This is a genomic window from Collinsella sp. HCP3S3_E5 (assembly GCF_052067635.1).
Classification (GTDB): domain Bacteria; phylum Actinomycetota; class Coriobacteriia; order Coriobacteriales; family Coriobacteriaceae; genus Collinsella.
Genome location: NZ_JBQHQF010000014.1, coordinates 23165 through 42849 on the forward strand (window position 1 = coordinate 23165; position 19685 = coordinate 42849).

Consider the following 19685-nt stretch of genomic DNA (forward strand, 5'->3'; position numbering starts at 1 on the left):
GCCACGAAACCGGCCCATCTACTACGTTTAATAGGCTATCGGCAACCACGCCTTGAATTGCAAAAAGAAAACCGCAGGTAGAACGCCTGCGGTTTTTCTATTTTCGGTTTGTGGTTGGGCCATACTGATAAAACGTAGTAGATGGGCCGGTTTCGTGGCGAGTGGCGTTTGTCGGCTCGCCAAAATTTCTATTCCACGACCTTATCCGGCTGGATAAGCTCCTCGTAGTAGCTAATGTGCTCTCGGGCGTCCTCGATTTCGGGCAGCAGGAAGTTGTAGATAACCTCGATGATCATCGTGGCGCTGATCTTGGAGAACGCAAAGTCGCCCGTGGTGAGCAGCGCCTCGTGGTTCACGGTATTAAAGGTGTAGTCGGCTAGGCGAGCAAGCGGAGACTTGCTGTCGCTGCTGATGACGACTACGGTGGCACCACAGCCTCGAGCCGCTTTTGCCATGCGATTCAGTCGACGCGACTTGCCAGAGTTCGAGATCAGCACGATAACGTCGCCGGGGCGCAACGTGAGCGCAAAGCCGATTGATGTCTCGCTGATGGTGCTTGACATACAGCGAAGGCCCAGTTGCGAAAACTTAAACGTCGCGTCGAGCGCAACGGCGTTGGTATTACCTACGGCTGCAAACTCGATAGCCCCTGCGTTCTTAAACGCGTGGACGACGGCTGCCAGTGTATCGTGATCAATGCCATCGATGGTCGCATTGAGTTCACTGACCTTTGCGGCGAGGATGTTTTTGAGGCTCTGCTCCATATTATCGAGCGAGACCTCGTCTGTGAGGCCTTCACTGCGCTGGCTCTCCAGATCGCGCGCCAGCGAAAACTGAAAGCTGCGAAAGCTTCCAAAGCCCAGCTTGCGGCAGAAGCGCGAGACGGTGGCCTCGGAGGTTGCGGCGGCGCGCGAGAGTTGCGCGGCTGTTAGGAGCGGTGCCTCGGACTGGTGCTCTAGGATATAGTCGACAATGCGCTGCTCGGACTCGCTGTATCCCTTGTGCGTGCTAATAAGGGAGAGTGCGCTCTTGCTGCTATCGGACATGAATGACTCCTAGTTGGCATTAAAAGCTGTCTTGTTGTGTGCCGCTCTAGTATACGGGGAAATCAATTACAAGATACACCTTGCTGTTTCAAAAGTTGATGGTAAACTTTCATCGACCGTTTACGGTTGTGAAAGAACCTTTCACCGGAGAAATAGGCTTGATTGCTTCTCATATAAGCGGTGGCTTGGTATCTTTCAGGAGTGGAAAAACGCGCACCGTAGCGCGTGTAGGGGAGCGCCCGCGGGCGCAGTACTCAAGAAGGAGGGACACATGGCTAAGTTTGACATCATCGCCGCCACCGGTTGCCCGACCGGCATCGCGCACACCTTCATGGCGAAGGAGGCGCTGGAGAAGGCAGCTGCCGAGCGCGGTCTGACCATTAAGGTCGAGACTCATGGCCAGGTCGGTGTTGAGAACGAACTCACGAAGGGTGAGATCGCCGGTGCCAAGGCCGTCGTCGTCGCAGCCGATAAGGATGTCCAGGCGGAGCGTTTCGCCGGTAAGCCCATGGTTTCCGTCGGTGTTTCCAAGGCACTGTCCGTCGAGGCTGCCGGTAAGCTGATCGACCGCGCTCTCGCCGCCAAGGGCGACGACACGGTTGCGGCTGCTGCCGATGTCGAGGATGAGGTCGAGGAGAAGGAGTCCATCGGTCACATCATCTATAAGCACCTCATGAACGGCGTCAGCCACATGCTGGTCTTCGTCGTTGCCGGTGGTGTTCTGACCGCCGTTTCGTTCCTGTGGGGCATCACGTCCTTCGACTCGACGGCTGCCGACTACAACAGCTTTGCCGCTATGCTCAAGATCATCGGCGGCATCGCCATGAACCTCATGGTTCCCGTGCTTTCCGCCTATATCGCCGAGTCCATCGGCAAGCGCCCGGCGCTCGTTCCCGGCTTTGTCGCCGGTATGATCGCCATCCAGGGCCTGCCCGTTAATGCCGAGACCGGCATGATCGATGCCGGTGGTGCCGGCGTGGGCTTCGGCTTCCTGGGCGGCATCGTCGGCGGCTTCCTCTCTGGCTATGTCATCCTGCTGCTCGAGAAGGTTTTTGCCAAGCTGCCCAAGAACCTGGACGGCCTCAAGGCTATCTTCCTGTACCCGCTGTTCTCGACCGCCATCGTCGGCCTGGTCATGCTCGGCATCTCCGGCCCCATGGCTGCCATTAACACCGCCATGATGGACTTCCTCAAGGGTCTGTCTGCCTCTGGCGCTGTTGTCCTGGGTCTTGCCATTGGCTGCATGTGCGCCTTTGATATGGGCGGCCCGGTCAACAAGGCTGCTTACGTCACCGGTACCGCTATGCTTACCGAGGCCCTGGCTGCCGGTGTCGGCACCGACACCTATAACTTCGGCACCAACTTCATGGCTGCCGTCTCCGCCGCCTGCATCGTTCCGCCGCTGATCACCACCTTTGCCGTTATCGTCGGCAAGAAGTATTTCAGCCAGGAGGATCATGACGCCGGTATCGTCAACCTCATCCTTGGTTGCACCCACATCACCGAGGGCGCCATTCCGTTCATGACCAAGAACATCTGGCCCGTCATGCCCATCATGATGCTCGGTTCCTCCATCGCCTCGATCCTGACCATTATGTTCAACGTCCACGATCCGGCGCCTCACGGTGGTTTCCTGGTCCTGCCCGTTGTCGAGAACGGTCCGCTGTGGGTCCTCGCGATCCTCATCGGCGCCGTGGTCGGTGGCATCCTGTTCGTTGCTTTCAAGAAGTATGACTTCGAGAAGAAACAGAAGACCGCTCCCGCCGCTGCCGCTGAGCCGGTCGAGGCTCCCAAGGCCGCTGCCGTCGAGGCCCCCAAGGCTGAGGCTTCCGACTTCGTGAAGGTCGAGAACGTTTTTGTCGCCGAGGATTTTGCTTCTCGTGACGAGGCCCTGAGCTTTGTCTCCAACCAGGCTGTCAAGGCCGGTATCGCTGACGACGCCGACGCCGTAATGAACGCCTTCCTGGCCCGCGAGGCCGAGGGCACCACGGGCATGATGGAGGGCTTCGCTATTCCGCATGCCAAGTCTGATGCCATTACCGAGGCCGCCGTCATCGTCGTCAAGGACGACTCTGGCGTGACCGGTTGGGACACCATGGACGGCGCTCCCGTCAACGTGGCTATTGCCCTGCTCATCCCCGGTGCCCAGGCCGGCACCACGCACCTCAAGATCCTGTCCAAGGTCGCCGAGGCGCTCATGGACGAGGGCTTCCGTGCCACCGTTAAGGGTTCCATCGACGCTGCCGAGATCGCTAAGACGATCAACGCCCGTCTGGTCTAATCCCGCAGCTTGCGAATAACATCGCCCCCTGTATATAAGGCGGAGACTCCATCAGGGGTCCCCGCCTTTTTTCAAGTTACCCGGTACTGAGGGACATTTCCTTCCTGCCGACAGTTCGGCATATTCCTCAGTTCACAAGAGGGCATAGATAGCCCCATCAACCAGATCAACCAGGCGAACAAAAAATCAGCCAGAATTCCGTTCGCACGATATTGCACTGGACCGACCGAGTTTCCGCAGCTCGACTGCCGGGCAGGGCGGTTAAGTTTGTCGCGAGTTCCGCACGCAAAGGAAAGCACTTAATGCGCTTTCCGTCTTGCGCAGGACTGTAGAGCAGCAAACTTAACCGCCCCGCCCGGCAGTCGAGCGTGCAGGAACGACATCTGTCCAACAATTCGTGCGAAACATAATGAAAAACCGTTTGATGTGAGTTAATATAATCAACGTCGTGAATATGGCTCCTGTCGCATGGCTGATAGGGGTTAAACACAAAAAAGGAGTCAATTATGGTTTCTGAGAAGGCTACCCTCGTTAATCCTCAGGGTCTTCACATGCGTCCGGCTGGCCTCTTCGCCTCCACCATGGGCAAGTACGCCTGCGACGTGACGGTCGTCACCCCCGAGAAGGAGGTCAACGGCAAGTCCCCGATGGCCCTCATGGCTGCCGGCATCCCCTGCGGTACCGAGGTGGAGGTCAAGTGCGACGGCGCTGACGAGGCCGAGGCTCTGGCTGCTGCTATCGAGCTCATCAAGAGCGGTCTTGGCGAGTAGAACTCAAACGGGTCGCATGTTGAACAACTAAGTTCATATTTGGGGGCGCAGTGACCTGTTTAAAGGGAACTGCGCTCTTTTGTCATGGATATGGCAAAACGCTTTATCACATGACACGGAGAGAGGAATAGGAATGTATCAGGGAGTCAACGCTTCCGAGGGCATCGGTATCGGCACCGTCATGGTTGCCGTCGAACCCGACTTGACGTTTGAGCCGCACGAGGTTGCTGATTCTGCAGCAGAGAAGGAGCGCTACCAGACCGCTCTTTCGGTCTTCTGCGAGAAGACCCAGGCTCAGGCCGACCACATGAAGGAGACGGTGGGCGAGGCCGAGGCCGAGATCATGAGCGGACACATTGTCCTGGCTCAGGACCCGGGCATGACCGACGCCATCAACGCCGCCATTGACGGCGGCACCTGCGCCGAGCAGGCGCTCATGGACACCTCGACCATGTTTGAGAACATGTTCCTGTCCATGGACGATGAGATGTTCCGCCTGCGCGCGGCAGACATCGCTGACATCCGCACCGGTATTCTGGCCGAGCTTTTGGGCAAGGAGGTCGTCGATCTCTCCGTCCTGCCCGAAAACACTGTCGTTGTCGTGCACGACCTTACGCCGTCCATGACCGCCACGATCGATAAGGCTCACGTTGCCGGTATCGTCACCGAGACCGGTGGCCGCACGTCGCACTCCGCGATCATCGCTCGCGCCCTCGAGATTCCGGCTGTCCTTTCGGTTGCCAACAGCTGCACCGCGCTGCGCAACGGCATGACCGTTGTCGTCGACGGTGGCAAGGGTATCGTCGAGGCCGATCCCGACGAGGAGACGCTCGCCGCCTATACCGCTAAGGCCGAGGCTTTCGCTGCCGAGAAGGCAGCCCTCGAGGCTTTCCGTGGCAAGCCGTCCGTGACTGCCGATGGCATCAAGAAGATCATTGCCTGCAACATCGGTAACCCCGATGACGTGCCCAATGCGCTCGATCACGACGCCGAGGCCATTGGCCTGTTCCGCTCCGAGTTCCTGTTCATGGACTCCGCCGAGCTTCCTTCCGAGGAGGAGCAGTTCAACGCCTATCGTAAGGTTGCCAGCGCGCTCAATGGCGCTCCGGTCATCATCCGCACGCTCGACGTGGGTGGCGACAAAGAGATCCCGTACCTGCACATGGTCAAGGAAGAGAACCCCTTCATGGGCTTCCGTGCCGTGCGTTACTGCCTGGCCAACCCCGACCAGTACAAGGTACAGCTCCGCGCTCTGCTGCGCGCCAGCGCCTTCGGTGATATCAAGATCATGATCCCGCTCGTCACTTGCGTCGAGGAGGTCTTGGCCGTTAAGGAGCTCGTCGAGGAGTGCAAGTCCGAGCTGACCGAAGAGGGCCGCAAGTTCAACGAGAACATCGAGGTCGGCATTATGGTCGAGACGCCTGCCGCATCGCTGCTCGCTGACCGCCTGGCCGAGGTCGCCGACTTCTTCTCGATCGGCACCAACGACCTGATCGGCTACACCATGTGTGCCGACCGTGGTAACGACACCATTTCTAACCTGTACCAGGTGTACTATCCCGCCGTGCTTCGCTCGCTCAAGAACATCATCGAGAGCGGCGTCAAGGCTGGCATCATGGTCGGTATGTGCGGCGAGGCCGCTGCCGATCCGCTGCTTGAGCCGCTGCTGATCAGCTGGGGCCTCGAGGAGTTCTCGATGAGCGCTCCGTCTATCCTTCGCGCCCGCAAGACCATCAGCCAGTGGACCAAGGCCGAGTGCGACGATCTCGCCGAGAAGGCGCTCGCCTGCAACACTGCCGAAGAGGTCAAGGCGCTGCTTGAGGCTGCCGCTCGCTAATTTGGTATCAGAGGTAACCGCGTGGTTGGAATGGGCTGGCCGCGCGGCCCTCAAATATACAGGGGGTACTGTAAATGTTCTACACGCTAACCGCTAACCCGGCTGTCGACATGACGGTTTCGAGCTCTCCGCTCGAGCCCGACGAGAACGTCCGCACCGGCTCGGCCAGCTACACGGCTAACGGCAAGGGCCTCGACGTGTCCTTCGCCTTTAAGAAGATGGGCGTCGACACCGTCGCGCTCGGCTTCTTCGCCGGCTTCACGGGCAAGTTCATCGTCGAGGAGGTCATGAACCTGGGTTGCCTGTGCCGCCCGGTCTGGACCGACGGCATCACGCGTATCAACACCTATGTCAACGATGGCCAGCACGAGTACGGCATCCTTAACCCCGGCGCCCCGATTACGCCGGAGCACCAGAAGGAGCTCTACAACATCCTGGACACCGCGGGCGATCTTGAGTGCCTGATCGTCTCCGGCTCCGTGCCTCCCAAAGCTACGCCCGACTTCCTGGCTCAGGTCATGGATCACGCTCAGGCTCGTGGCGCCGACGTCGTCCTGGACCTGTCTTCCGACAAGCTCAAGGAGCTCGCTCACAAGAAGCCGCTGCTCATCAAGCCGAACCATCACGAGATGAAGGCCATCTTTGGCGTGCCGGTCGACACCGACGACGAGGTCCGCGTTGCTATGAAGATGGCTCACGATGCCGGCGTCCAGAACGTGCTGCTCACCCGTGGTAGCCGCGGCGACGCTTACTTCTCCAACGGCGAGGACATCTGGTACGCTAAGCGTGAGTTCAACATCAAGCTGGTCTCTTCCGTCTGCGCCGGCGACTGCACTCTCGCTGCGTTCCTGCACAAGTGGTACAGGGATCGCGATAACGTCGAGGAGGCCATGAAGCTCGCTATGGCCACCGGCGCCAACGTTGCCGAGTCCGTGGGCATCGGCGACTTCGGTCACGTCGATGAGTATAGTAAGCGCGTTGCTGTCCGCAAGCTCGATCGCAAGTAAGCGAAACGCTACATATTCGTGGCTATATGGCGCCCCGGTTTAAGCCGGGGCGCTTATTTGTAAATTGCAAATGAGCTTCAGGGCAAGCACTCCTGATTTTTTTGCCCCGCCTTGCTGCTTTTCTGTCGACCTGCACGCGTTCTACACCGTTCGCCGAGTTGCTATGGTCTTTTCACAAGACGTGGAATATACTTTCATTATCACGTTGCTTTATGAAAGGAACATTCATGATTTACACGCTCACTGCAAATCCCGCCATTGATTACAACATTTCCTGCGACGGACTTTCCGCCAACACCGTCACCCGCACGCGCAACGCGGTCTATACGCCCAATGGCAAGGGTCTCAACGTCTCGTTCACCCTCGATCACTACGGTGTCGACACCACGATCCTGGGCTTTTTTGCCGGCTTCTCAGGCGAGTATATCGTCAAGGGCGCCGAGGCCCTGGGTGTGCCCGTCAAGCCCGTGTGGACTGACGGCATCACGCGCGTCAACGTTTTCCTCAACGCCGGTCCCGATACCGAGTACAACATGGTCAATGCAGGCGCTGCCATCAATGCTGCCAACGAGCAGGAGATGTTTGAGCTCATCGACTCGCTCGACGACATGACCTGCCTGGTCATTAGCGGCTCGCTGCCCCCCAACACCTCCGAGGGTTTCCTGGCCGAGGTTCTTCGCCGTGTTAAGGCAAAGGGTGCCGAGTTCGTGCTCGATATTTCGAGCCATCAGCTGGCCGATCTCATTGCCATGGAGCCGTTGCTCATTAAGCCCAACGACGACGAGCTGCTCGACATCTTTGGCATTAAGGTGAGCGGTGGCGACGACGAGTCCGTTAAGTGCGCTATGGCTGAGCTGCACGCCAAGGGCGCTAAGAATGTGCTGCTGACCCTTGGTGGCGACGGCGCGTACTTCTCCAACGGCGAGCACATTTGGTTTGCCAAACGCACCTTTGAGGTCAAGCTGCTCTCGACGGTCTGCGCCGGCGATTCCTCGCTTGCCGCCTTCCTGTCCGTGTGGCACGATGCCCCCGAGTGCGTCGAGGATGCCCTGCGCCTCTCGATGGCAACCGGTGCCAACGTGGTCGAGTGCCCTGGTTTGGGCGATTTTGCCAAGGTGGACGAATATAAGAAGCTCATCGACGTTCGCCAGGTCTGCTAACCGTTTAGACACATCGTTGCCGAACACCCGCTTTGGATCTCCGAGGCGGGTGTTTTTATCTGTTGGCCGCATGGGCTCTACTGTCTCGTTCGCGCGAATCGACGATGTGATTTCATGTGCGCTCACGGTTGTTTCTTGCTAGACTGCTTGAGAACCATCGTTAACACTCGCAAGCGTAGGAGGCCATAGGTATGTGTAATGTTTCGCTCAACGGTGCGCAGCCCACAGATGCCTCCCTGCGTGTGCTACGTGCGCTTGAGGACGCCGGTCTCGAGGCCTGGTTCGTAGGCGGTTGGGTGCGTGACGCCCTGATGGGACGTCCCAGCCACGATGTTGACATGTGCTGTAGCGGCCTGTGGCAAGAGTCCAAGGCGGCGCTCGAGGCAGCCGGCATTGCGGTAGTTGAGTCGGGCATAAAATTTGGCGGCATTACCGCCCTTTGTGACGATGAGCGTATTGAGGTCACGACGTATCGCCTGGACGGTTTTTACACCGATGGTCGCCATCCCCAGAGTGTGGAGCGTGCGGCGTCGCTTGAGGACGATCTGGCACGTCGTGACTTTACCGTTAACGCCATGGCTTGGCATCCCCAGCGAGGTCTTGTCGACCGTTATGATGGCCAGGGCGACCTGGAGCGTAAGCTGATTCGTGCCGTCGGAGATCCCAAGCGTCGCTTTAACGAGGATGCGCTTCGCATGCTGCGCGCCGTGCGTTTTGCCTGCCGTCTGGATTTTATGATCGAGCCTAAGACCAAACAGGCGCTTGCCGAGTGCTCGCCGCTGCTCGATGCCGTGGCACGCGAACGCGTGGGCATTGAGCTCGAGGGGATTCTATCGACCGGACATGGGGGAGACGCGATGCTACGCTATCCCGAGCTTGTTTGCGCCGCCGTGCCCGAGCTTGCGCCGGCTCGTGGGTTTGACCAGCGCAGCGTCTACCACGCCTTTAATGTCTACGAGCATATCGCTCGCGTTTTGACGGTAGCGGGGGAGCTGGCGCTGTGTGACGGCGTGGCGCCTTCGTCGAGCTTAATGTGGGCAGCGTTTTTGCACGATGTCTCCAAGCCCGATTGCTTTACGGTCGATCATGCGGGCAGCGGCCACTTTTACGGTCATCCTGAGCTTGGTGCCAAGAAAGCGCGCGCTATTATGGATCGCTTGGCGCTTTCGCACGATTTGGTTCGCGACGTGTGTCTGCTTATCAGGTATCACGATAAGCCGTTGCGCCCCGAACGCTCCTGTTTGCTCAATATGATGCGCTCGCTTTCGGGTGAGGGCGTCGACACACCGCGTTTGATTGACGAGCTTATGGACCTTAAGCGTGCCGATACGCTGGGTAAGGCACCGTCGTGCTTCTATTACGTCGAGACGATCGAGGAGATGCGTTCGCTCGCCCACGAACTGTTGGAAGCTGGGGAGCCCTATACGCTTAAGATGCTTGGCATCAACGGAGGGGACCTGATTCGCGCCGGCGTCAAACCGGGGCCTGAGCTGGGACAGCTTCTCAACGTTGCCCTCGACGCCGTGATCGAAGACAACGTCCCCAATACCCGCGAAGCCCTTCTGGCCCACCTCAACCTGGGGTAGCTCTTTTGGGACGGGGCTTTTTTAGCTACCCCCGCTGTCAATAGGACGAACAATCGTGATTCTGGCAGGGGTAGCTAAAAAAGCCCCGTCCCAAATTAGCTACCAGGTTGACCTGTGTGTTCCATAACCTCACGACAAAATTTGGCCAATTTGGAATTTCTTCTTGCGCTCGCGTTTTTTGTCCCGTAATATATGTCCTCGCAGCACGGCAGTGCAGATGTCATGTGGCCCGTTCGTCTAGCGGTTTAGGACGCCGCCCTCTCAAGGCGGAGATCACCAGTTCGAATCTGGTACGGGCTACCACTTCTTTTCTGCTGAGGCTTATGGCCCGTTCGTCTAGCGGTTTAGGACGCCGCCCTCTCAAGGCGGAGATCACCAGTTCGAATCTGGTACGGGCTACCAAGTTTTGGATACCCGACCTTCTTTTCGAAGGTCGGGTTTTATATTACATGCGGGCTTGTCTGTTAATCCCATTTGCCCCATAGCTTTACGTTTTGCTTATCTCCCGGACGGGTACAATAGGCCAGATACATTGACGGTCAGAAGGAGCCTCATGACGGAGTCCTCTCAGCATACCCCAAAGCCTCAAGTCGATGTTTCGGGCGGCGATGACAACAAGAGCGCACGTCGTGGTGCCATCTTTATTGGCATTGTGCTGGTGGGCTATATCGTCTATTTGGTCGTGACCGGTCAGATGGGTCAGTTCTGGGCCGCCATGGCTAGCGTTCAGGCGCCGTGGCTCGCTGCCGCGTGCTTCTGCATGTTCCTATACTTGTTTTTTGGCATCGTGGCGTACGCGATTGCCGTATGGCTCGATCCCAATTCGCCTGTCGGCATCCGCGACCTCATTTCGGTCGAGGCGAGCGGCATCTTCTTTGGCAACCTGACGCCCATGATGATGGGCTCCACGCCTGCCCAGATTTATCGCCTGACCAAAGCCGGCCAAAATGTGGGCGAAGCGGGTGCCACGCAGTTCACCCGCTTTATCGTGTACCAGTTTGGTTTGGTGGCATGGGGTGCCATTCTGCTGCTCGCCCGCATGCCGTTTTTCGCCGAGCGCTATGGCGACATGACGCTGCTTTGCGTCTTTAGTTTTGGCGGCCACTGCTGCATTCTTCTCGGCATCTTTGCCGTGGCGTTGATGCCCAAGACCGTCACGCGCGTCGCACATTGTATTATCAATTGGCTCGAGCGCATGGGCGTTTCCGCTACTAAGATCGAGGGCTGGCGTACCTTTGTCGATGGCGAGATCTACTCGTTTTCCGAGAAATTCAAACTCTCTGCCGGCCATTTTTCGTCCATGCTGCTCACGGTCGTCATCACCATGTTGCAGCTGGCGTTTTTCTACCTGGTTCCGTATTTTTTGATGCTTGCCTTTGGTCAGTACGACGTTGACTTTTTCTCGGTCATGGCGGCGAGTGCTTTTGTACAGCTGTTGAGTTCCGCCGTCCCGCTGCCTGGCGGCACCGGTGGTGCCGAGGGCGGCTTCGCGCTGTTCCTGGGTCACTTTTTTGGCACGGCAGCGACTGCCGGCTATCTGCTTTGGCGTCTGATCACCTTTATCGCGCCGACCATTTTGGCCGCCCCTCTTTTGGGCCTTAAGAGCGCTCATAACGAGAGTATCCATGCACGCTGGGACCGTATGATGTGCAAGCTCGGGCGCACTCCTCAGAAGCCTTCTGCGTCCGTTAAGGCACATCCAGCCTCTCAGCAGGTTACCGTGGACCCCAATCAGCATGCTCAAAAGACTGCTGTGGCCTCTAAACCGGCACGGAAGACCTATGTTCGTCAGACTGGCGACGGTATCCGCGTTTCCCCTGCGGCGCTCAATAAAAAGAAGCGGCCCTAGAGCCCAGTTGGTGAGTCGTGCGTTCTTAATGATGCTCGTCATTGCGATGCTAGATGTAGGATAATCCTCTTACGTTGATTATCTCCCACTTGTACAGGAGCTATAGGTGGGCAGTTGACATGAAGGGGACACGTCTATGGCCACCACTAAACCGCGCCTTGACCGCCGCATCGTTCGCAGTCGCAATGCGATTCTTTCGGCATTCGAGCGACTGCTGATGGAAAAGCCCCTCGCCGATATTACGGTGAGCGCCATCGCGCGCGAGGCAAATGTCGACCGTAAGACCTTCTACGTGCACTTTGGCACGGTGGACGGCTTGCTCGATGCCATTGCCGTGGATGTGGTCGAGATGATTGTCGACTCAGTCGAGAAGACGCTTTCCTCTATGGGCGGTAACACCAACGAGCGCGCACTCGGAGCGGCGGCGACCTTCTTCAAAACCGTTAACGAGGCGCTGTGTAACAATTTGGTGCTCAACCGCCAGCTGATTGAAAACATTCCGCTCGACGACTTTATGACGCGCTTGCGTGTGCCGCTCGAGCACGAGATTGCCGAGCGCGACCTGCTGCCCGATGGCTTAAAGGACGAGCTGTTCGACTATTATCTGGCGTTTTTGCTTTCGGGCATTATCGGCATTTACCGCACGTGGGCACTCTCCGATGGCTCGGTGCCCATCGAGCGCATTTCGGAGGTCGCTAACAATCTGACGTTGAACGGGCTATCGAGTCTGGAATCTCGTTTCGAATAGCACTAGCGCCTTATCCCCTCCGAGTTGCGGTGAAATAAGGACTGAATAGGCCTTTTAACGGCTAAAACACTCCCTATTTCACCGCAACTCAGGGGGGGGGATTGCATTACTGGTAGCGCAGGCACTCCACGGGGTCGAGTTTTGCGGCCCGGCGGGCGGGGTAGAAGCCAAAGATTACGCCGATGCCGACGGAGACCGCAAAGGCCAGCAGCACCGTGGCGATCGAAAAACTCGGCGTTATGGTACCGCTGGCACCGAGTTCGCCAAGCACGCCGGAACCCGCGGCGAACATCGCTAGGCCCCAGGCAAGCAGGTAGCCAATCAGGACACCTAGCAGACCGCCGGTGATGCACAACGCCGAAGACTCGGCCAAAAACTGTGCGGTGATATCGCGACGGCTGGCACCCAAGGCTCGACGAATACCGATCTCGCGGATGCGTTCGGTCACATTGGTGAGCATCATGTTCATGATGCCGATACCGCCCACGAGCAGCGAAATGCTGGCAACGGCGCCCATGATGAGCGAAAACGCGCCCATAAAGGAGTTGAGGGCGTCGATGGCGCTTTTCATTGAGGTCGCCGACACGCTGTTATATTCGTCGTCATCCGCGATGTCCTTCATGCTGCGCACCTTGGATTCAATCGTCTTGCACAGCTCATCCATGTCCGTACCCTCGACGGTGAGCGCCGTTACGCTGGGAAAAGACGGGTTCTCGTCGCCAAAGAGGCCCGAGATGGTCTCGCGCGGCATGTAGAGCGTGAGTGAGCCCATGGAGTCGCTGCCGCCGTCGATAACGCCGATAATCTGCACCTCGCCGTTCGACACCTTGATGGTCTTGCCGAGCGCGTCCTGTTCGTTGCCGCACAGCTGGTCCGCGCCGCCGCGGCTGATGAGCGCCACGCGTGCGCCAGATTGGGACTCAGCCTGGGTATAGGTGCGCCCCGCGACGAGCTTGCTGGCGCCCACTGCGTCGAGCATGTCGCTATCGACGCCCTGCGCCATGACGTTATAGCTTTTGTCACCGGCCTTGTACTCGGTATAGGCACTGTCCACGATACCGATTTGCTCGATCTGCGGCACCATCTTGCGAAGCTTCTCAACGTCCGACTCGGTGAGCTCTTGCGACGAATAAATCTGCACCATACGCGCGGCGTTGAGGCCCAGGCTGTTGACCAGGCTGTTTTGGATACCGCCGATAAGCGAGGTCATGGCAATGACGGAGGCGATGCCAATAACAATGCCCAGGATGGTGAGTAGGCTGCGTCCCTTGTTGGCCTCGAGGGAGTGAAGGGCTTCTTGGATAAGGTCGCGCGTGCTCATGCCTTCACTCCTTTCGTCGGATTGGCGTGTGCGGAAATCATGGGCAGGTTATCAATGGCGCCGTGCAGGGTCTGCGGTGCGTGCGCGATGTACGCGCCGTCGTGGATTCGGCCGTCGCGAATGGTTACGGCACGGTCGGCCTCGGCGGCGATACCGGGATCATGCGTGATGAGCACGATGGTCTTGCCACTCTCTTGGAGCTTGTGGAAGGTTTCCATGACGAGCGCCCCGGTTGTGGAGTCCAGGTTTCCCGTCGGCTCGTCCGCCAGGATGATGGGCGGGTCGTTGACGAGGGCGCGCGCGATGGCAACCCTCTGCATCTGTCCGCCTGAGAGCTCGGAGATGCGGTGGTCCCAGTGGTCGACCGGCAGCGTGACGGCTTGCAGCGCATGAACGGCGCGCATCTCACGCTGAGCCAGCGGCACGTTGGTGTACGACAGCGGCAGCATGACGTTTTCGATGACCGATAGGCGCGGCAGCAGGTTAAAGCTCTGAAAGACAAAGCCGATGCTCAGGGCACGGACTTCGGTGAGCTCGTCATCGTCGAGCTCCGCCACGTTGAGGCCCTGCAGGTAATAATCGCCTGCCGTTGGCTTGTCCAGGCAGCCCAGGATGTTCATGAGCGTTGACTTGCCCGAGCCAGAAGGGCCGGTAATGGCCACGAATTCGCCGGGATTCACTGCCAGGCTCACGTTATGCAGGATATGGGCGCAGCCGGCTTCGCTCTCAAAAATGCGATGCACGTTGCGGATGTTGATGACGGGACGCATTACAAGCCCTCGTCGGCAGACATGCTGCCAGAGTCGTCGCCGTCGGCCGTCATGCCTGCGCCGGTGTCCACGATGAGGGTGTCGCCGTCGCGCAGCTTGGTAACCGGTACGTCTGCGTTGATCTCATTGCCCTGGTCGTCGCGCTTGACCTGCGTCTTGCCGACCACGGCGTCGTTATCGTTTTGCGTCACAATGGTCACCTTCACGCGGCGCATCTCCTTGCCTTCACCGTCGGTTGCCACGTTGACGTAATAGTGCTCGCCATCCTCGGTCATGAGCGCCATGGTCGGCACCATCACCACATCGTCGAGCTGCTCGGTTACCACCGAGACCTCGGCGGTCATGCCCGGCTTGAGGCGCGCGTCGGGCGCGTCGATCAAAATATCGACGTTATAGGTCACGCTAGCGCCGCCACCGTAGGTGGAGTCGGAGTTTGCCACCGATGCGATTGTCGTGACCGTTCCCTGGCTCACGATATCGGGAAAGGCCGGATAGGTAACGTTGGCGCTCTGGCCCACTGCGATCTTGGCGATATCCTTTTCGCCCACCTGAACGGTGACCTTCATCTTGGAGAGGTCAGCGATCTGCATGCACTGCTTGCCGCCGGTCGTATCGCCTTCGCCCATAATCATGCCGCCCGTCACCGTGGCGCCGACCTTGGCGTTGAGCTCGACGATGCTGCCCGAGCTGGGCGCGGTCACGGTGCGCTCGGCGGCTTTGGCGTTGGCCTGGTCCAGGGTCGCCTGGGCCGAGGCCAGGTTACGTTGGGCGCTCGAGATGGCGCTCGTGTCGGCACTCGTGTCGGCACTCGTGTCGGCGCCGCCGCTGGCGCCACTTGCGCCTGCCGCATCTGTGTCAGTCGCCGGAGCGGCTTGGGCGGCAGCTACCGCTTTCTGCGCGTTGGCGAGGTCTTCCTGTGCCGCCGCCACCGCGCGCTGCGCCTCGGCAACGTTGCGATCGAGCTCGTCATTTTTAATGGTCATGAGCACATCGCCCTCGTTAACGGACTGGCCGGCTGATACGTTGATCGATGCCACCGTGCCGTCGACAGAAGGGGAGACCACCGAAGCCGAGATAGGCTTGAGCTGGCCTTTAGCCTCGACGGTGGTCGTAAATGTACCCTCGGTGACCATGTCGGTCACCGGCCCGTTGGTACCTGCGGGCCGTGCGTTGATGACGAAGGTTACGACTACGGCGATGAGCACAGTGGCGGCAACGACGCCGGCCGCAATGCCGCGTCGGATGAGCTTTTTGCGCCGACGCTCGGCACGCTTCGCCTTGAGCTTGGCGTAGGCCTCTTCGTCAGAAATCTCGGTTGCATCGCTTGTGCTGCCGTTTTGCTGTGTGGCGCGCACGTTTGTTATGAGGGGAAGCGTTTCGGTGGCACCCTCGGGCGCTCGCTCGGTATCATTCGGTCTCGGGGTGATGGTGGGGACATTCGACATAGCGTATCCTTTATAGAAAGTTCTTCGATAAGTATATGCGCCCGTCGCGAGAAGCGGGCGCATATGGCGGATTCTTTCGGAACTGTTAGATTGGAGCGTCAGTTCCCCGTTGTGCGAAGGCGTGTTTCCCTACGAGTGCACGACCACGCACAGGCCGACGCTGATGCAGTCGTGGAGTGCCTTGGCGTCGGCCAGGCGCAGGTTGATGCAACCGTGGCTGCCGCACCACTTGTACGACTCTGCATTATCGAAGCTCTTGTCGTTTTGCCATGTAGCGTCGTGGAAGCCGATCATATTGCCCTCGAAAGGCATCCAGTAGCTCACCGGGCTCTCGTATTTGGGCTTACCGGTCTCGGGGTCCTTGGCTCCGATCAGGGTGCTGCCGCCGTCATTGCTATTGATCTGCCAAACGCCCTCGGGGGTGGCATCCTCTCCCGGTTTGCCCGAGATAAAGTTGGCTTCCCAAACGATATTACCGTTCTCGTCATAGTAGCGCGCGTGCTGCTCGGACAGGTCGACGTCGATATACGCCTTCCAGTCGGGCTCTCCCTTTGCGGTATAGGTGTCGGCCTTCTGGGAGTACTTAATCTCGATTTCGCCGGTCTGCTTGTTGTTAATGGCGTCCTCGACCTGCTTGGCGAGTGCGTCGCTATCGACGGACCAGCCAAAGTCACCGCCCTCGACGGCACATTCTTTGCCATCGGCACGCGTCCACCAGCGGGTAGTGCCCACGGTATTAAAGCTATTGGCGAGCTCGGCTGCCCAGCTACCGATCTGCGACGTATCGAGTGTGGGGTTGGCCGGATCGGCAAAGCTGATCCACTGCAACACGGAGCTGCCGTCGACCTTGCCGGCATCCTCGCCGTTGAGCTTGAGGGTCACGTTGACGCCCAAGAAGTTGTTGGCGGCATCGCATGCGGCCTGAATTTGATCATTGGTCAGCGTTTCATTGAGCGGCTCATAGGCATCGTTGCCGAGCTTGGAAAGATCTACGGTCTCGGCCAGCGAGGCAAGCTCGAGCTCGGCATACTTAATGACATGCTCGCGGTTGAGTTTTTCGTTGGAGCGCGCCTTCTCGACGGTAAACTTGCCGGCTTGCTCGTCATAGGAGCTATTGGCCTCGAACGTACCCGAACGGCCCTCGTTAAACTCGTCAATGGCGGCGCCCAGATCCTCCTCAAACTTCTTTTGGTCAAAGGTGTCAGAGAGCATGGACAGGTCGACGTCTTGTTCAAGATCGACTTCGTTGGAGGTAGCGATTGTTTTGGTCTTGCCGCTTAAGGATTCCACAAGGCGGACCGGCCATATAAAGGCTTCGTTGCGGCTGATGATTTCTTTTGCGGCAGCTTCGCCGTCGACGATGGGTTCATCGGACTCGGGCTGATAGCTCCAGTTAAAGTCATCGCCTGTCACCGTGAGCTTATAGTGCTTCCATGCCGAGTTGACCTTAGTGGCAGCAGACGAAGCGTTGGAGAACGAGACGTCGACGCCGGCAATGGTGGTGTTGGGGTAGGCTACCTGCGAAAATGCGACAACGCCAACAATGTAAACGACAACAATGAGGCCCAGAGCAACGAAAAGGGTCATTTTGGCCCCGGATTTTTTTCCGTTGGCGTGGTTCTCTGACCCACGGGGGCCCTTGTGATGGTTTTGCGTGTGTGAAGGCGCGTGCTTAGTCGCTTTATTGCTCTGACGCTGCTGATACGCATGGGGGTTCTGGCGCTGTGAGGTGTTTCCCGAACCATGCTTTGTGCTACGCGTTGGCGTAATGGGGCGCGGCGACTGGATGCCGTCGGTAGGCCTAGAAGGCTGTTTAGGATCGGGAATCAGTTGGGTGCGGTCGTTTTGCGACATCGTATGCATATCCTTCGAATTTCGCCTTGCGGCTCATCGTGTTTTTACTGGGCTTGCATTATAGCGATTACCCTGTTGTTTGTGGTATTGAAACGGTGGCATTGGCAAGAGGTTGGACATTTGTCCCACCTCTTGTTTTGGACTGTTCTTTATCCGCACACGCCGCATTTAGCGCAAGCCGAAAGCGCGGCCGGAGCCTGCGCGATGCCGCCCTTTGCCGTCTCGCGCAGCGTGGCCGGCAACGCGTGGCCCACCGAGAGCATGACGTGTGCCATCTGGTCGAAGGGCACAAGGCTTTTGATACCTGCAAGGGCGAGCTGCGCCGAGCTAAATGCGGCCGCCACGCCGATCGCGTTGCGGTTTTGGCATGGCACTTCGACAAGGCCGCCCACGGGATCGCATACAAGACCAAGCAGATTGCTCAGTGCGATAGAGCTAGCGTCGAGTGCCTGCTCGGGCGTGCCGCCCAGCATCTGGACTAACGCGGCAGCGGCCATGGCGGCGGCGCTGCCCACCTCAGCCTGACATCCGCCTTCGGCACCGGCGACGCAGGCACTTGTGGTGAGGTTGAGACCAATCGCGGCAGAGCAGTAGAGTGCGTCCATGACCTGTTCGTCATCGAGCTGTAGATGGTCGGCGAGCGCCAACACGCAGCCGGGCACGACGCCCGCAGAGCCGGCCGTGGGGGCGGCGACGATGACGCCCATGGTGGCAGAGCGCTCAAGCACAGCCATGGCGCGGGCTACGGCTTCGGTTTGGACGGCGCCCATCAGGTTTGTGCTCAGATCGTTGCGGCGTGTGGCGTCGACGAGTTTTGCCTCGCCGCCGATAAGCCCGCCGAGCGAGCGCTGCGGTGCGGCGATGGGCGCCGTTGTCTCCTCGCGCATGACCTCGAGTACGCGGCGCATGGCGGCGATGGCGTGCTGCTCGCCGGTCAGGCGGGCTTCGCGTACGGCCATGACGGCGCCAATGTTGAGGCCCAGTTCGGCGCAGGCGTCGAGGAGCTGTTCGCCATCGTCGAAGATTTCCTTGGCGGAAACGCCGGGGGAGAGCGATGAGGCCGAGCCGGGAAGCTCAATGAAGGTGGCATAATCGACATGGTCGAGCATGCGTAGCATGGGAACGACGATGTCATCGGGGGTGCCGTCGGTCTCAAATACGGAATAAGCTTGGCCGCCTACCTCGGTGCGGTAGGTGCGGCAGAAGGCAATGTTTACGTGTGCGTAGGCGAGCTGGTTCGTGAGCGCGGCGAGAACGCCGGGGACGTCTTGGTGCGCCACAAACAGGGTGGAATACATGCCCGAGATATCGACGCCGACGCCGTTGATGCGGCTGATGCGCATTTTGCCGCCGCCAAGGCTCTCGCCGCGGACCTGCGCCGTGGCGCCCGTGTCATCGACCATGTCGATGTCGACGGTGTTGGGGTGGATGGAGGCGTCGTCGCCCTTAATGTCAAAGTGATAGCTGAGGCCCTGCTCGCGCGCGAGGTCAAAGGCCTGCTTGATGTTCTCGTCGTCGGTGTCGAGGCCCAAGATGCCCGCGACGAGTGCGCGGTCGGTGCCATGGCCGCGGTAGGTGTGGGCAAAGGAGTTCCACAGGCCAAAGGTGACCTTGGTGATGCGGCCTTCCAGCAGACTGGCGGCAACTTGGGCGCAACGCAGGGCGCCGGCGGTGTGCGATGAACTGGGGCCGACCATGATGGGGCCCAAGATCTCGAATGCCGAGGTCGTAGCTAGTGTTTGCGGCTTGCCTGCCATGGCTGCTCCTTTCCTATCCTGTCGTCCCGAGGGGCGGGGCATAAGGTCGCCTGCTCGGACAGTCCTGCTCGCACGGAGAGCACATTAAGTGCTCTCCGGCTCGTGCGGAACTCGCGATCGACCTTATGCCCCGCCCCTCGGGACTAAGGATACATGGTAGAAGTGCGCGTGCGCAAAATTCATTAGCTGGTGATGCGTCATGCATTGCATAACGAAATATCTTCACCACCGGTTAATAAAAAAGAGGTACCGGT

General features: G+C 58.9%; 14 protein-coding genes and 2 tRNA genes. 10 read left to right on the plus strand and 6 right to left on the minus strand.

What is annotated here, in order from left to right; all coding sequences use genetic code 11:
* Positions 1–188: 188 nt before the first annotated feature.
* Complete coding sequence (locus ACTM82_RS05680; protein WP_427795869.1) at positions 189–1046, minus strand: MurR/RpiR family transcriptional regulator; 858 nt, start codon at positions 1044–1046, stop codon at positions 189–191.
* 271 nt (positions 1047–1317) lie between these two features.
* Between ACTM82_RS05680 and ACTM82_RS05685 the strand changes: the two genes are divergently transcribed.
* The 10 genes from ACTM82_RS05685 to ACTM82_RS05730 all read left to right on the plus strand — a co-directional run bounded on the left by ACTM82_RS05685 (position 1318) and on the right by ACTM82_RS05730 (position 12284).
* A complete protein-coding gene (locus ACTM82_RS05685; protein ID WP_427795870.1) occupies positions 1318–3327 on the plus strand; it encodes a fructose-specific PTS transporter subunit EIIC in 2010 nt (669 codons plus the stop codon).
* Positions 3328–3833: 506 nt separating this feature from the next.
* The gene (locus ACTM82_RS05690; protein WP_022094575.1) at positions 3834–4097 is read left to right on the plus strand and encodes an HPr family phosphocarrier protein; all 264 of its coding nucleotides are present in this window, start codon (positions 3834–3836) and stop codon (positions 4095–4097) included.
* A 133-nt stretch (positions 4098–4230) separates the two neighbouring features.
* A complete protein-coding gene (gene ptsP, locus ACTM82_RS05695; RefSeq protein ID WP_441055011.1) occupies positions 4231–5934 on the plus strand; it encodes a phosphoenolpyruvate--protein phosphotransferase in 1704 nt (567 codons plus the stop codon).
* 74 nt (positions 5935–6008) lie between these two features.
* Positions 6009–6941: a 1-phosphofructokinase family hexose kinase gene (locus ACTM82_RS05700; protein WP_154515554.1), complete on the plus strand. Its 933-nt coding sequence runs from the start codon at positions 6009–6011 to the stop codon at positions 6939–6941.
* A 227-nt stretch (positions 6942–7168) separates the two neighbouring features.
* Positions 7169–8101, plus strand: coding sequence for a 1-phosphofructokinase family hexose kinase (locus tag ACTM82_RS05705; protein ID WP_441055009.1), 933 nt, complete (start codon positions 7169–7171; stop codon positions 8099–8101).
* 191 nt (positions 8102–8292) lie between these two features.
* Positions 8293–9687: a CCA tRNA nucleotidyltransferase gene (locus ACTM82_RS05710; RefSeq protein WP_441055007.1), complete on the plus strand. Its 1395-nt coding sequence runs from the start codon at positions 8293–8295 to the stop codon at positions 9685–9687.
* Between the two features lie 226 nt (positions 9688–9913).
* Positions 9914–9990, plus strand: a tRNA-Glu gene (locus ACTM82_RS05715).
* 22 nt (positions 9991–10012) lie between these two features.
* Positions 10013–10089 (plus strand) — tRNA-Glu (locus ACTM82_RS05720).
* Positions 10090–10240: 151 nt separating this feature from the next.
* On the plus strand, positions 10241–11536 hold the full coding sequence (locus ACTM82_RS05725; protein ID WP_441055005.1) for a lysylphosphatidylglycerol synthase transmembrane domain-containing protein: 1296 nt from the start codon (positions 10241–10243) through the stop codon (positions 11534–11536).
* A 136-nt stretch (positions 11537–11672) separates the two neighbouring features.
* Entirely contained in the window at positions 11673–12284 is a 612-nt protein-coding gene (locus tag ACTM82_RS05730) for a TetR/AcrR family transcriptional regulator (protein WP_441041102.1), read from the plus strand.
* Positions 12285–12390: 106 nt separating this feature from the next.
* On the opposite strand, the gene ACTM82_RS05735 is transcribed toward ACTM82_RS05730, so the two are convergent.
* From ACTM82_RS05735 to sdaAA, 5 genes are all read right to left on the minus strand, one after another.
* Positions 12391–13605 carry an ABC transporter permease gene (locus ACTM82_RS05735; protein WP_441055003.1) on the minus strand — a complete coding sequence of 405 codons (1215 nt, stop codon included), beginning with the start codon at positions 13603–13605 and terminating at the stop codon, positions 12391–12393.
* A complete protein-coding gene (locus ACTM82_RS05740) occupies positions 13602–14375 on the minus strand; it encodes an ABC transporter ATP-binding protein (protein ID WP_441055001.1) in 774 nt (257 codons plus the stop codon). The genes ACTM82_RS05735 and ACTM82_RS05740 overlap by 4 nt, the downstream gene beginning before the upstream one ends.
* The gene (locus ACTM82_RS05745) at positions 14375–15820 is read right to left on the minus strand and encodes an efflux RND transporter periplasmic adaptor subunit (protein WP_441054999.1); all 1446 of its coding nucleotides are present in this window, start codon (positions 15818–15820) and stop codon (positions 14375–14377) included. Before ACTM82_RS05745 ends, ACTM82_RS05740 begins: the two co-directional genes overlap by 1 nt.
* A gap of 129 nt (positions 15821–15949) precedes the next feature.
* On the minus strand, positions 15950–17407 hold the full coding sequence (locus ACTM82_RS05750; RefSeq protein ID WP_441054997.1) for a L,D-transpeptidase: 1458 nt from the start codon (positions 17405–17407) through the stop codon (positions 15950–15952).
* 416 nt (positions 17408–17823) lie between these two features.
* The gene (sdaAA, locus tag ACTM82_RS05755; RefSeq protein WP_441054995.1) at positions 17824–19431 is read right to left on the minus strand and encodes an L-serine ammonia-lyase, iron-sulfur-dependent, subunit alpha; all 1608 of its coding nucleotides are present in this window, start codon (positions 19429–19431) and stop codon (positions 17824–17826) included.
* Between the last annotated feature and the right edge of the window lie 254 nt (positions 19432–19685).

Bases quoted from the DNA above. Each gene is read 5' to 3' on its own strand.
- ACTM82_RS05680 (WP_427795869.1), bottom strand. From the start codon at position 1,046: ATGTCCGATAGCAGCAAGAGCGCACTCTCCCTTATTAGCACGCACAAG.
- ACTM82_RS05685 (WP_427795870.1), top strand. From the start codon at position 1,318: ATGGCTAAGTTTGACATCATCGCCGCCACCGGTTGCCCGACCGGCATC.
- ACTM82_RS05690 (WP_022094575.1), top strand. From the start codon at position 3,834: ATGGTTTCTGAGAAGGCTACCCTCGTTAATCCTCAGGGTCTTCACATG.
- ptsP (WP_441055011.1), top strand. From the start codon at position 4,231: ATGTATCAGGGAGTCAACGCTTCCGAGGGCATCGGTATCGGCACCGTC.
- ACTM82_RS05700 (WP_154515554.1), top strand. From the start codon at position 6,009: ATGTTCTACACGCTAACCGCTAACCCGGCTGTCGACATGACGGTTTCG.
- ACTM82_RS05705 (WP_441055009.1), top strand. From the start codon at position 7,169: ATGATTTACACGCTCACTGCAAATCCCGCCATTGATTACAACATTTCC.
- ACTM82_RS05710 (WP_441055007.1), top strand. From the start codon at position 8,293: ATGTGTAATGTTTCGCTCAACGGTGCGCAGCCCACAGATGCCTCCCTG.
- ACTM82_RS05725 (WP_441055005.1), top strand. From the start codon at position 10,241: ATGACGGAGTCCTCTCAGCATACCCCAAAGCCTCAAGTCGATGTTTCG.
- ACTM82_RS05730 (WP_441041102.1), top strand. From the start codon at position 11,673: ATGGCCACCACTAAACCGCGCCTTGACCGCCGCATCGTTCGCAGTCGC.
- ACTM82_RS05735 (WP_441055003.1), bottom strand. From the start codon at position 13,605: ATGAGCACGCGCGACCTTATCCAAGAAGCCCTTCACTCCCTCGAGGCC.
- ACTM82_RS05740 (WP_441055001.1), bottom strand. From the start codon at position 14,375: ATGCGTCCCGTCATCAACATCCGCAACGTGCATCGCATTTTTGAGAGC.
- ACTM82_RS05745 (WP_441054999.1), bottom strand. From the start codon at position 15,820: ATGTCGAATGTCCCCACCATCACCCCGAGACCGAATGATACCGAGCGA.
- ACTM82_RS05750 (WP_441054997.1), bottom strand. From the start codon at position 17,407: ATGACCCTTTTCGTTGCTCTGGGCCTCATTGTTGTCGTTTACATTGTT.
- sdaAA (WP_441054995.1), bottom strand. From the start codon at position 19,431: ATGGCAGGCAAGCCGCAAACACTAGCTACGACCTCGGCATTCGAGATC.